The 11,875-nt window shown below is 59.7% G+C and carries 11 protein-coding genes; 10 read left to right on the forward strand and 1 reads right to left on the reverse strand.

Going from position 1 to position 11,875, the window contains the following annotated elements; all coding sequences use genetic code 11:
• Positions 1–22: 22 nt before the first annotated feature.
• From B2589_RS11925 to B2589_RS11965, 9 genes are all read left to right on the forward strand, one after another.
• Complete coding sequence (locus tag B2589_RS11925) at positions 23–1,201, forward strand: vWA domain-containing protein (protein WP_058340808.1); 1,179 nt, start codon at positions 23–25, stop codon at positions 1,199–1,201.
• A 380-nt stretch (positions 1,202–1,581) separates the two neighbouring features.
• A complete protein-coding gene (locus B2589_RS11930; protein ID WP_286816717.1) occupies positions 1,582–3,186 on the forward strand; it encodes a hypothetical protein in 1,605 nt (534 codons plus the stop codon).
• Positions 3,187–3,191: 5 nt separating this feature from the next.
• Positions 3,192–5,972, forward strand: a complete 2,781-nt coding sequence (locus tag B2589_RS11935; RefSeq protein WP_286816718.1) for a tetratricopeptide repeat protein — start codon at positions 3,192–3,194, stop codon at positions 5,970–5,972.
• Positions 5,965–6,453 (forward strand): tetratricopeptide repeat protein, encoded by a 489-nt coding sequence (locus B2589_RS11940; RefSeq protein ID WP_286816719.1) that lies wholly within the window; start codon positions 5,965–5,967, stop codon positions 6,451–6,453. The genes B2589_RS11935 and B2589_RS11940 overlap by 8 nt, the downstream gene beginning before the upstream one ends.
• Positions 6,450–6,800, forward strand: coding sequence for a hypothetical protein (locus B2589_RS11945; protein ID WP_286816720.1), 351 nt, complete (start codon positions 6,450–6,452; stop codon positions 6,798–6,800). The genes B2589_RS11940 and B2589_RS11945 overlap by 4 nt, the downstream gene beginning before the upstream one ends.
• Positions 6,801–6,826: 26 nt before the next feature.
• Positions 6,827–7,471 carry a MotA/TolQ/ExbB proton channel family protein gene (locus B2589_RS11950; protein WP_022989032.1) on the forward strand — a complete coding sequence of 215 codons (645 nt, stop codon included), beginning with the start codon at positions 6,827–6,829 and terminating at the stop codon, positions 7,469–7,471.
• A gap of 40 nt (positions 7,472–7,511) precedes the next feature.
• Positions 7,512–8,042 (forward strand): ExbD/TolR family protein, encoded by a 531-nt coding sequence (locus tag B2589_RS11955; protein ID WP_286816721.1) that lies wholly within the window; start codon positions 7,512–7,514, stop codon positions 8,040–8,042.
• Positions 8,039–8,527 carry an ExbD/TolR family protein gene (locus B2589_RS11960; RefSeq protein WP_286816722.1) on the forward strand — a complete coding sequence of 163 codons (489 nt, stop codon included), beginning with the start codon at positions 8,039–8,041 and terminating at the stop codon, positions 8,525–8,527. Before B2589_RS11955 ends, B2589_RS11960 begins: the two co-directional genes overlap by 4 nt.
• On the forward strand, positions 8,520–9,509 hold the full coding sequence (locus B2589_RS11965) for an AgmX/PglI C-terminal domain-containing protein (protein WP_286816723.1): 990 nt from the start codon (positions 8,520–8,522) through the stop codon (positions 9,507–9,509). The genes B2589_RS11960 and B2589_RS11965 overlap by 8 nt, the downstream gene beginning before the upstream one ends.
• A gap of 11 nt (positions 9,510–9,520) precedes the next feature.
• Here the strand turns inward: B2589_RS11965 and B2589_RS11970 are convergent, their stop codons facing one another.
• Positions 9,521–10,006 (reverse strand): MaoC/PaaZ C-terminal domain-containing protein, encoded by a 486-nt coding sequence (locus B2589_RS11970; RefSeq protein ID WP_058340814.1) that lies wholly within the window; start codon positions 10,004–10,006, stop codon positions 9,521–9,523.
• Between the two features lie 165 nt (positions 10,007–10,171).
• Here B2589_RS11970 and B2589_RS11975 point away from each other — a divergent pair, with 165 nt between their 5' ends.
• Positions 10,172–11,845: a long-chain fatty acid--CoA ligase gene (locus B2589_RS11975; RefSeq protein ID WP_058340815.1), complete on the forward strand. Its 1,674-nt coding sequence runs from the start codon at positions 10,172–10,174 to the stop codon at positions 11,843–11,845.
• Positions 11,846–11,875 lie beyond the last annotated feature (30 nt).

Below are 11,875 nucleotides of genomic sequence, written 5' to 3' on the forward strand. Positions count from 1 at the left end.
TCTCTGGCAAGAGTTTCGCTTTATGTTGATCGACTTTTTTCTCGAAGTGCGCCGGGCCAAGGTTCCGGCCAGCCTGCGGGAATTCCTGGACCTGCTGGAAGCCCTCCAGCAGCGCCTGGCCTTTGCTGATATGGAAGAGTTCTACTACCTGGCACGAGTGTGCCTGGTGAAAGACGAGCGCCATTTCGACAAGTTCGACCGGGCGTTCAAGGCGTATTTCGAAGGCATCGAAAACCTGGATGATCTGCTCGAGGCACTGATTCCGGACGACTGGCTGCGGGCCGAGTTCGAGAAGCATTTGTCCGAGGAAGAGAAGGCGAAAATCGAATCCCTGGGTGGCCTCGAGGAGCTGATCGAAACCTTCAAGAAGCGCATGGAAGAGCAGAAAGAACGCCATGCCGGTGGCAACAAGTGGATTGGAACGGGTGGCACCTCGCCATTCGGCGCCAACGGCTACAATCCCGAGGGTTTCCGCATTGGCCAGAAAGACGGTCGTCAGGGCAGGGCGGTTAAGGTCTGGGAAAAACGCGAATTCAAAGACCTGGACGACAGCATCACCCTGGGCATTCGCAACATCAAAGTGGCCCTGCGCCGGCTGCGTAAATTTGCTCGACAGGGGGCGGCCGATCAACTCGATATGGATGACACCATCCGCTCCACCGCCCGTAATGCCGGTTACCTCGACCTGAAGATGGTTCCGGAGCGGCATAATGCCGTTAAAGTGCTGATTTTCTTCGATGTGGGTGGTTCCATGGACCCGCACATCCGGGTCTGCGAGGAGCTGTTCTCGGCGGCGCGGCTGGAATTCAAGCACATGGAGTATTTCTACTTTCACAACTTCGTGTACGAGAGTGTGTGGAAGAACAATATTCGCCGCATGAATGAAACCAGTAGCACCTGGGACATCCTTCACAAGTACACGCCGGACTACAAAGTGATCTTTGTGGGTGATGCCACCATGGCACCCTATGAGATTACCCACCCGGGCGGCTCCATCGAGCACTGGAACGAAGAAGCCGGTGCCACCTGGATGCAGCGGATTACTGAGCACTTCAACAAGGTGGTCTGGCTGAATCCGCTACCGGAGAGCTATTGGGGTACCGGAGGGTCGCTGGGGATTACCCGGCAGCTGGTGGAAGACCACATGTACCCGCTTACCATTGAAGGCCTGGAATCGGCCATGAAGCAGCTGAGCAAATAAAAAAAGCCGATGCGCGGTTAACGCATCGGCAAAAGCTCGGCATATTCAAGCGGGGGTTGCCCATTCAGCGCTCCCGCCCCTTCCGTTAAAGCAAGTCAGGGGCCAACCCTTTCCCTTCCGAAGCAAGATCAATAAGTTAACCGGAAAATCGCTGTCTGGTTACTCCCTCTGGCCCCGTCATCTGTCAAATAAACCGACACTTTTGCCGTCTGACCCAAAATGCCATTTGGTGAATTGGATACCGTTCTTGGTTTGTAGCCGGTGTTACTCTTCCTTTCGAATTGTTACACAGCAGGATCAGCATGTTCGGCAGACAAAAATCACAACAGTGCCGGATACCCCCACGGAGCAGGGGGCTTTGGATATCCGGTCTTCCTGTTATGTTGATGATTGCAGCCATGGCCCAGGCCAGTGCTGCGGCCATCGACAACGCCATCAGTGGCCTGGAGGCTGAGGTCTCACGTCACGCTGCCAGCGTGCACACCCTTGAGAAACAGCTGCGCAAGACCATCGATACCCGCGTTGCGGTATTCCTCTCCCTCGCCAATCCGGAAGCACTGGACCTGGATTCTGTCGAACTGTTCCTGAATGGCCGGCCGGTTGGTAATCACCTCTTTACCCTTTCCGATAGGGATTCCCTTGAAGCCGGCCACAGCTACCCCCTGTTTAGCGGCCATATGGCGGATGGCAATCATCAGCTGACCGCCGTTATCAACGCCAGGGCGGTGAACAAGCGGTTTGTCCGTCGTGAGGTGGTACACCCGTTCCGCAAAGTGTCGGGTGCGATGCAGCTGCAGATGAGCATCGACGCGACCGGGCCGGATTACGAGCCCCGGGTTAGCCTGGACAAACAGCCGTGGGCCGGGGCGGCGACCTCTGAAGCCGGGAATGCTGCAATTGCCCGGCCCAACCGGCAAAAGGAATTACTGCAGGATGCCGAGCAGGCCCGGCAGCAGGGCAGGCTCGATAAGGCCGGTCAGATTCTGGCCGGGATGAAGGAAGGTTACCTGGCCGCAGTGGGTTACATGAACCTGGCGGCTGACTTTGCCGAGACCGACCTTGATCCGTCCCGGGCGCTGGTTGCCCTGCGGGTGGCTATGTCGATGGCGGCCCATGACACCGAGTCGGCACGCAGCCGTGATCTACTCGACCAGCTGCATCTGCGCGCCGGTTACCTGGCCCTGAATAACGAGGAATACGACAAGGCGTTGGGGTTTCTGGAAAAGGTCTCGCTCGACAGTTACCACGCTCCGAGGGCGCTTTACCTGCATGGCCTCGCTCTTTCCGGCAAGGAAAACCACCGGGGCGCGATGCAGAGCTGGCACCGGGCCAAGAAATTTCCCCTGGCGTTTCCCGGTGTGGCGGAAGCCTGGATCGGTATGGGGAGGGGCTACGACATTGCGGGTTATCCCGGCCAGGCCGGGGAGTCCTGGCTGGCCGCCAACGTGGCCTTTGAAGGCGAGCGCACAACCCTTTCCAAGCTGGCAGATGGCATCAAAAGCGATGGCGCCTATAAAACCCTGGTAACCGATGCCCGCGGCCCGCAGACACAGTGGTTCCTTTCGGACAGCCGAACCCTGACCCAGCCACGCATGGCCTATTTGCTTCGTTTCCTGGAAAAAGCCGACACCCAGATCGGGGTACGCCGGGTAGCCGGGCTGGACGAGATGTCGGCAATACTTGAAGAGAACCGGCACAACCTTGAAGTATTTGCGCAGGTCATCGAACACCACGGTGGCATGAACGATCTGTTGGTAGCAGCCCGGGAACTGGCCGCCACTGGCCGGGCGCTTGGCCAGCAGGTTCTGCAAGCCCGGCAGCAGGCGTCCGGCCAGCTGGATGAACTGGCCCTGGCCTTTGTGGCCAACGAAGACAGGCGCATGGAACACGCCATAGACAGAACCGAACAACAAGTGGCGCACCTGTACGAATACCTGGCACTGGAAAAACTGGCTTATGAAGCCAGCGGGGAGGGCGCCCAGTGACCCCGATGGCCCCAATGAAAAGCACCGCCCGGCTGAAGTTACGTACCTGCTTGCTGATGGCAGCGCTGGTATCGGCACCGGCACTGGCCCAGGAATCCTTCCGGGTGGAGCTTGGTCGCGACGGCGAAACCCTGGGTGATATGCGCCCGGTGTTCCTGAAATTCGAAAGCCGGCCATTACCGGCCATTTCGCCTGCCGAAGTTGCTCGCCGCTACCAGAAGTTGTTCGAGAGTTCTGACGAACCTGAAGTGCGCATCGATGCCCTCAACCGCCTGAACAACATCCGTGACCGATCCGGCCAGGAGGTGGGTTTTTCCGCCGAACAGGAGGCGGGTATCTACGAGGACGTGCTGGAGAGCTATGAAGACATCCTGGCCAGGGGGTCTTTCTCCGGCCGGCTGGATGAACTCCTGTACCAGATGGCGAAAGCCCACGCGCTGACCGGCCAGCACCAGCAGTCCATCGACCGGCTTGAGCAGCTGATCGGCCTGTATCCGAAATCTCCGCTGGTGCCGGAAGCCCGGTTCCGGGTTGCTGAAGCCGACTTTTCCGCCGGTCGTTACCGGGAGGCCGAAGCGGGGTATCGCCAACTGCTTGATGGTGATGGTAAACAGGATATCGCCTCAAAAGCCCGCTACATGATGGGCTGGAGCCAGTTCAAGCAGGGGGCAGGTGCCTGGGGTCGCTCGGTGGAATCGTTCATGGCGTTGCTGGATCAGCACCTGCCGGAGCCCGAACGGCTGAAGTCACCGCCGGCCGAGAGCCGGGACATGATCGAAGACAGCTTCCGTATCCTGGCGGTGATGGCGGCCCGCTCCGATAACGCCCGATCACTGGACCGCTGGCTTGCCGGGCGCAATCCGTCACCCTGGGTTCCGATTCTCTATGACCGGCTGGCGGATCTGCACGCCCATGAGGGCCGCTACCAGCAGGCAGTGGCGGTGAATGAAGCCTTTGCGGCAGCCTATCCGGACAACGCCGCAGCATCGGATATGCTGGCCCAGAGCGTTGAATTCTGGCAGGTGGCCGGAGATGCCGGAGCCGCCAGAGTCGCACGTTCCGATTATGTTACGCGCTTCGCTTCGGATGCGCGTTATACCGCCCTGAACGGCAACCAGAAGGCAAACTGGCGGGATTACAGCCGGTTCCTGGCCGACTATCACTACGCCGGTAAGCGCTGGAGCCGGTCGGCTGATTATTACGAATCCCTGGCGTTGCGAGCCGATAACACCGGCGAAATCCTGCACCTGGCCGGCGATGCAAGATTGCAGATGGGGCGCCTTGACCAGGCCCTGGCGAATTTCGAGAAAGCGGCCTACACGTATTCCCATGACCGCTCAGCGGAATCTGCCTGGGCGGCGATCAGCATTCTGCGGGGCAGGCTGGGCAACCGCTCCAAACCTGTTACCGGGGCACTGGCCAGCCTGAGTTCCGCCGAACAACGCTACACCAATGCCTTTGGGCCGGATGCCAGGCTGTCCGCTTTACGTGCCGATCTCGCCAACCGCTGGCTTGAAGCCGGCGACGGCCAGCAGGCACTTCGTTATGCGCGCGCCACGCTGGACTGGCCGGAAGCAAGCGCTCGGGAGCAGTACGCCGCCTGGCTGGTTACGGCCCGGGTAAGGCAGGGTGATGGCGACTATTCGCAGGCGGAGGCAGCCTGGCGCCAGGCGCTGCAACTGGTGCAGGCAACCCCTGAGGTGGCCGAGGCCCGGGATGATGAGCAGAAAATCCAGAACCAGTTGGCCACTGCAATATACAGACAAGCAGAAACCGCAGCGGGCGCTGGCAAGACGGCACTGGCCGTTGCCAATTTCCAGCGAGTGGAAACCATCCTCCCGGGCTCGGAAATTGCCATCAAGGCCCGCTTCGATGCCGCCAACACCCTGCTGAAGGCTGCAGACTGGCAAACCGCCATTAATGAATTGCGCCGGTTCCGCCTCGATTTCCCGGAAGATGCCCTTACGGCTGAAACCAGCGAAAAGCTGGTCTACGCCTATCAACAATCCGGTCAGCCGGTGAAAGCCGCGGGCGAACTCATGGCCGCTGCCGGTTCTGCGCCGGAGCCCTGGCCCATAAAATTGCGTGCCGCAGCGCTGTACCACGAGGCGGGTGCTGAGCCGGAACGTAACGATCTTTACCAGCAGTGGCTGGCCGTTGCGCCTGAGCCCACCGATGCGAGGGATCACCTGCAGCAGCAGAGTATGCGTCAGCGCCTGATTGAGTCCGGCATCGATGTTTCCAATCAGCAGAACACCCTGCTGGCCCGGGAAGACGCCAGTGAGTGGCACTCGGAAGAGACCCTGCAATGGGCCGCAGACGCTGCGTTGGCGCTGGGTTCCGATGCTGCTGAACGTTTCGCAGCCATTGCGTTGACTGCGCCCCTCGAAACCACCCTGGCCAGAAAACAGCAAGCCATGGAGCAGGCACAAACCTACCTGCTGCAAGCGGAGTCCTTTGCCGGTGAGGCCGTGCAGTCCGAAGTCCTTTACCGGCGCGCAGAGCTCTACCGAACCCTGGCCAGTGACCTGATGGCATCAGAGGTGCCGGCCGAACTGAACGATATGGAAACCATGCAATACCAGATGCTGCTGGAGGAAGAAGCCTTCCCGCTGGAAGAAAGGGCCATGGCACTGCATGCCCGTAACCATCAGCGCATTACCGGGCAGGGCTATGACCAGTGGATCGCCCGCAGCCTGGAAGCGCTGGCAGGTATGCATCCGGGCCGTTACCAGAGGGAACTGCGATGGATGAGCTGGAACATGGAGGGTAACGACGATGCCTGAGTTCAGTATTTGCTGCCGCACGGTCGGTGTGCTGGTGGGCTTGGCCATGCTGGCGGGGTGTGCCGCTTATGCGCCGGTCTCCAAACAAGCGGAACCGGAGCCTGTACGTTCGCCGGAGCAGGCCCGGGAACTGTCCCGGCAGGGCATGCTCGCGCACCAGCAAGGCCAGACATCGGTGGCCATTGAAGCACTGCAAAAAGCCGTGGCGCTGGCCCCGACCGACGCAGCAGCAGCCAACAATCTGGCCCTGCTGCTGAAGCAGCAAAACCGGTTTAAAGAAGCCGCCGGCGTGCTCAGAACCGCCATCCAGGGCAGCCCGGATGTGGCTGACCTCCATTACAACCTGGCAGTTATTTCAGAAATTTACCTGCTCGATCTTTCCGCTGCGCTTAACCATTACCAGCGCTATACCGAGTTGGCCGCGGAGGAAGACAAGGCTGTCACCGGCTGGATGGCCGACCTTCAGAGGAGATTGCAATGAGCCCGGTGATTCGTGCTGTCGCAACCGCCCTGATGCTGGTTTTTGCCCATGCTGCGTTGGCGCAAAGTGCCGACACAACCGAGGCCGAATCGCCTGAGCGGCCTGGCTTTGAGGTGGCCGGAATTTCCGCCAGTGGCGGCGAAGATGACCCCCGGGTGCTCTACATTTTGCCCTGGCAGGCACCCAGCCTGCCGCGCCGGCCTCGCGCTGAACTGAACCGGGAAGCCCGGGAACTGGATCAACCACTTTCAACCCGGACTCTGGAAAGCCATCGCCAGTTCCGGCAGACCCTGAACCCGCTGGTGCTGCAGCCCTTAACCGCAGCACCCGGCCAGACCCAACCGTGACACAGCAGTAAACGGAGAAACGCACCATGCTCGACACCATCATCCGATTCTTTCAGGAAGGCGGCCCATTCATGTACCCCATCGCGCTGGTTCTGGCGCTTGGGCTGGCCATAACACTGGAACGCTTCATCTACCTGGGAGCGGTGCGGCGCAGAAACCGGCTCGCGTTTGAGCGGGGCATTCTGCCGGCCCTGCAAAAGCGGGATTTCAAGCGGGCCATGAAAGCTGCGTCTACCTCCGACAGCGCCATTGCGGCCGTGATGGGGGCCGGGATTTCCCGCCTGCTGTCCAACAGCCGCCGTGAAGACATCGAATACGCCATGGAAGAAGGCTTGATGGAAGTCTTGCCGAGGCTGGAAAAGCGCACCCAGTACCTGGCAACCCTGGCCAATGTCGCCACGCTGCTTGGCCTGCTTGGCACCATCATCGGCCTGATCGCCGCCTTTACCGCGGTTGCCGCGGCGGATCCGGCCCAGAAGGCTACCTTGTTGTCGGAAAGTATTTCCGTAGCCATGAACACCACCGCCTTTGGCCTGATCTCGGCCATTCCGCTGCTGCTGTTCCACGCCTTGCTGCAAACCCGCACCAATGAAATTGTCGACAGCTTCGAGATGGCCGGCGTGAAACTGCTGAATATCGTGTCCGACCCGGATGCACCGGTCGCTGCGTGAGCCCGCATCATAAAGCCAGGACAAACAGGAGTATGGCGATATGAGACGTCGACATCGCAGGTTTGAGGCCTCGGCGGACCTGGACATTACCGCGTTTCTGAACCTGATGATCGTGCTGGTTCCGGTATTGCTGCTGGGCATGGTGTTCACCCAGATCCGCATGATCGAACTCAACTTCCCGGGCATGGAAGCGGGAGAGGCTCCACCGACAGACCAGTTCCGGCTGGTGGTTACCGTGATTCCTGGTGGGCTGGAAGTAGCCGACAGCGATCGCGGGCTGATCGAGGTGCTGCCGGCGAAAGAGCAGAATCAGGACTACGAGGGCTTACGCACGGTGCTGCAGCAGATCAAGTCCCGGGTGCCGGATAAAACCGATGTGATCCTGGAAGTGGGGCCGGAGGTGGATTACCAGACCCTGGTGACCGTCATGGACACGGTGCGTTCCTATCCGGCGGTGGTGGCTGCCAGCGTGGTGGAAGCGGAGCTGTTTCCGGATGTTTCCCTGATGGATGCTGAAGAGGGCCGGACACTGGCCGCACGGGCAGATGCGGCAAACGGGGAGGGCGCATGAAAACCTCCCGCAGAGCAAGGCTGCGCCAGCGTCATTACCGCAGGATGCACCGGGCCGGAGGCCTGAACCTGGTGTCGCTGATGGATATCTTCACCATCCTCGTGTTCTTCCTGATGGTGAATTCCTCTGATGTAAAAGTGATGCAGAACACCGCTGATGTGCCTTTACCGGTTTCCACCTCGGAGAAGGATGCCGTTGAGAACCTGACCATTCAGGTCAGCGGCCAGTCCATTCTGGTGCAGGGCCGGGAAGTCGCCCGGGTGGATGCCATCGGTGCCGATGACCTGCATGTGGCCGGATTGTCGGAAGAGCTGGCCTATCGTCGAAACCGCTGGACCGAGGTGCCGGAACAGGGGCTGGAAGTCACCATTATGGCAGGCCGGGAGACCGACTACCGGTTGCTGCGAAAGATCATGAAAACCTGTGTAGACGAGCAGTTCCGCCAGGTGCGGCTGGCCGTGGAAGCGGAGGTTCGCAATGGCTGAGCGTCAGCAGGTCGGAAGCACCCGTTTACCCTGGAGCCATGACCGGGCCGAAAGCATTCGCTTTGGCGTAATTGTGATCGTGATGCTGGCGGCATTCCTGGTGCCTGCGGTGATCATTCCGGGGCTGATCGTGCCCAAGTTGGAGCGGTCCGAGACCGAAAAGGTTCCGCCCAGACTGGCCCGGCTGGTCGAAGCCCCGGCGCCGGTAGAACCGCCCGAGCCGGTCAAACCCGAACATGAACCCGAACCTGAGCCTGAGCCAGAGCCGGAGCCCGAACCGGTCGCAAACGTCGAGGAAGTGACGCCGCCGGAACCGGCTCCGCAGCCCCAGCCGGAACCTGCAAAACCGGTGGCAACCGTCGCGGATAAGCCTGCCCAGACTACCGAGCAAGCGAGGGAAACCGCCTCCCGCTCCGGCCTTTTTGCCATGAAAGATCGGCTGGCCGCCTTGACCCGAACAGAACAAACGCCGGTACCGGTGGCACGGCAGGCCAATATCACCGGTGATGAATCTGATGTGGCGGAACCCGAGGTGAACCGGGAGCAAGCGTTAGCCGGCAGTGGTGGCGTGCAGGACAGTGACGCGCCAGTCAGGGAGGTAGAGGTTGCCGAACACCAGGTGACTCAGGTGCAGGCACCGAAAGAAGAGGTGCAGGTGGCCCGGGCGAAACCTGCTGCCAGGCCTTCGGTTGGCCAGCGCGCCATGAGCAATATCCGGCAGGTATTCGATGCCCAGAAGAGTGTGCTGTATTCGCTGTACCAGCGGGAGCTGCGGCAAGATCCGACCCTGGAAGGCAAGGTTACCCTGGAACTGGTTATCGAGCCGGATGGTAGCGTCTCGGCCTGTCAGGTGGTGGGCTCAGAGCTTGGTAACCCGGGCCTTGAGCAGCGCATCGCCATGCGGGTTCGGATGTTCAACTTCGGATCGGCGCAGGTAGAAACCCGGAAGGTTCAATTCCCGATTGAATTCCTTCCGGGCTGATCAGCGCCGGTTCAGCCTTCGATGGTAATCTTCGGCAGGCGGGGTTTCTGCAGGGAAATTTTCTCGGTAGGGGCGATCACCTTGGCTTCGCCGCTTACCACTTGCTGGTCGTTCTGGTTGCGCACATCGCAACCGAACACCACCCGGTTCTTCGGTTCCTTGGCCAGCACCGTGAGGGTGACGGTCAGGGTATCGTCCAGCTTCACCGGCCGCTTGAATGCCAGGCTTTGCTCCAGGTAGATCGTGCCCGGGCCCGGCATCACGGTCGCCAGTGCGGCAGAAATCAGGGAGCCACTCCACATGCCATGGGCAATGCGTTCCTTGAACATGGATTCCGCGGCAAATTCGGAGTCCAGGTGCACCGGGTTAACGTCTCCGGACACGGCCGCAAACAGCACCAGCTCGTCTTCAGTCAGGGTTCGGGTGAAGGTGGCAGAATCGCCTTCGTTCAGCTCGCTGTAGGTGATATTTTCCAGGGTATCGAGGGTGTCGCTCATCACAGGCTCCGGTGATTGGTGTTTCCAGCAAGGGGAGTGCTTTCGTTGTCCTGAAACCTACCTCATCGTTAACAAAACTGCTATTCTCTCCACCACTTTTTGAGGCTGATACTTTTGTAGGGTTGATTTTTTAATCAATTCGCGCCGTTCAGACAGGAGATGGTGATGGATTTCGAGCAGTTCTATCAAGACAAATACCCCGCCGGCATTCCCCGGGAGGTAGACCTTAAGAAATACAAGAACATGGTGGATGTCTTTGAGCAGGCCGTTAAGAAATACGGTGACCGCCCCGCATTCTCCGCAGTCGGCGCTACGCTGACCTACAAGGATCTTGATACCCAGAGCCGCAACTTTGCTGCATGGCTTCAGAACAAAACCGACCTGAAACCCGGCGACCGCATCGCGGTACAGATGCCCAACGTTTCCCAGTATCCGGTAGTAGTTTTCGGTGCCATGCGTGCGGGCATGATCGTGGTGAACACCAACCCGCTGTACACCACCCGTGAAATGGAGCACCAGTTCAACGACTCCGGCGCCAAGGCCCTGGTGGTGCTGGCTAACATGGCGGAAAACGCGGAGAAGGTGCTGCCTCATACCGGTATCGAGCATGTCATCATTACCGAAGTGGCCGACATGCATTCACCGCTCAAGCGTACCCTGATGAACGCTGCGGTTAAGTACCTGAAGAAAATGGTACCGCCGTTCAACATCCCCGGTGCCCACAAGCTGCCAGCCGTGCTTAGCGCCGGTGCTCGCGAGAAGTTCACCCCGGTCGACATCAAGCTGGATGACCTGGCTGCACTGCAGTATACCGGCGGTACCACAGGCGTAGCCAAGGGTGCCATGCTGACCCACGCCAACCTGGTGGCTAACCTGACCCAGGTTCGCCCGATGCTGGAAGATCAGATTGAAGAAGGCAAGGAAGTGGTGATCGCACCGCTGCCCCTGTACCACATTTATTCCTTCACCCTGAACTGCGGCATCATGATGGAAGCCGGTGCCCACAACATCCTGATCCCGAACCCCCGTGATATCCCGGGCTTTGTGAAGGAGCTGCAGAAGCAGAAGTTCTCCGCCTTTATCGGCCTGAACACCCTGTTTGTCGCCCTGTGCAACAACGAAGAATTCCAGGACCTGGACTTCTCCGGCCTGAAGCTGACCGCCTCCGGTGGTATGGCCCTGACCAGCGACACGGCCAAGATGTGGGAGCGTGTGACCGGTTGTGAAATCAGCGAAGGTTACGGCATGACCGAAACCTCCCCGGTGGTTACCTTCAACCCCCGCAGCGCCATCCAGATTGGCACCATCGGCCTGCCGATTCCGTCTACCGTGATCAAGACCATTGATGACGACGGCAATGAAACCCCGGTTGGCGAACCTGGTGAGCTGTGCGTGAAAGGCCCGCAGGTAATGCGTGGTTACTGGCAGCGCCCGGATGACACCCAGAAGTCCTTCACTGAAGACGGTTACCTGAAAACCGGCGACATCGCGCTGATCCAGGAAGACGGCTACATCCGTATCGTCGACCGTAAAAAAGACATGATTATCGTGTCTGGCTTCAACGTGTTCCCGAACGAAATCGAAGACGTGGTAACCAGCCATCCGAAAGTGGTGGAGTGTGCTGCGGTTGGTATCCCGGATGCCAAGAGCGGCGAAGCCGTGAAGGTTTACGTGGTGCCCACCAAGGAAGGCGTAACCGCCAACGAGATCAAGGAGTTCTGCCGCGAGCGCCTGACCGCGTACAAGGTGCCCAAGCACTTTGAATTCCGCGACGAACTGCCCAAGAGCAACGTGGGCAAGATCCTGCGCCGCGAACTGCGGGATGAAGCCAACGCCTGATTCCAGGTGTTGCCTGCTCTCCCGGGAGAG

Source organism: Marinobacter sp. UBA3607 (genome assembly GCF_002375525.1).
In the GTDB taxonomy this organism is placed as follows: domain Bacteria; phylum Pseudomonadota; class Gammaproteobacteria; order Pseudomonadales; family Oleiphilaceae; genus Marinobacter; species Marinobacter vinifirmus.

Coding starts and splice junctions, on each gene's coding strand:
- B2589_RS11955 (WP_286816721.1), top strand. CDS start 7,512: ATGAGACGTCGACATCGCAGGTTTGAGGCCTCGGCGGACCTGGACATT.
- B2589_RS11930 (WP_286816717.1), top strand. CDS start 1,582: ATGTTGATGATTGCAGCCATGGCCCAGGCCAGTGCTGCGGCCATCGAC.
- B2589_RS11935 (WP_286816718.1), top strand. CDS start 3,192: ATGGCCCCAATGAAAAGCACCGCCCGGCTGAAGTTACGTACCTGCTTG.
- B2589_RS11965 (WP_286816723.1), top strand. CDS start 8,520: ATGGCTGAGCGTCAGCAGGTCGGAAGCACCCGTTTACCCTGGAGCCAT.
- B2589_RS11945 (WP_286816720.1), top strand. CDS start 6,450: ATGAGCCCGGTGATTCGTGCTGTCGCAACCGCCCTGATGCTGGTTTTT.
- B2589_RS11970 (WP_058340814.1), bottom strand. CDS start 10,006: ATGAGCGACACCCTCGATACCCTGGAAAATATCACCTACAGCGAGCTG.
- B2589_RS11950 (WP_022989032.1), top strand. CDS start 6,827: ATGCTCGACACCATCATCCGATTCTTTCAGGAAGGCGGCCCATTCATG.
- B2589_RS11940 (WP_286816719.1), top strand. CDS start 5,965: ATGCCTGAGTTCAGTATTTGCTGCCGCACGGTCGGTGTGCTGGTGGGC.
- B2589_RS11925 (WP_058340808.1), top strand. CDS start 23: ATGTTGATCGACTTTTTTCTCGAAGTGCGCCGGGCCAAGGTTCCGGCC.
- B2589_RS11975 (WP_058340815.1), top strand. CDS start 10,172: ATGGATTTCGAGCAGTTCTATCAAGACAAATACCCCGCCGGCATTCCC.
- B2589_RS11960 (WP_286816722.1), top strand. CDS start 8,039: ATGAAAACCTCCCGCAGAGCAAGGCTGCGCCAGCGTCATTACCGCAGG.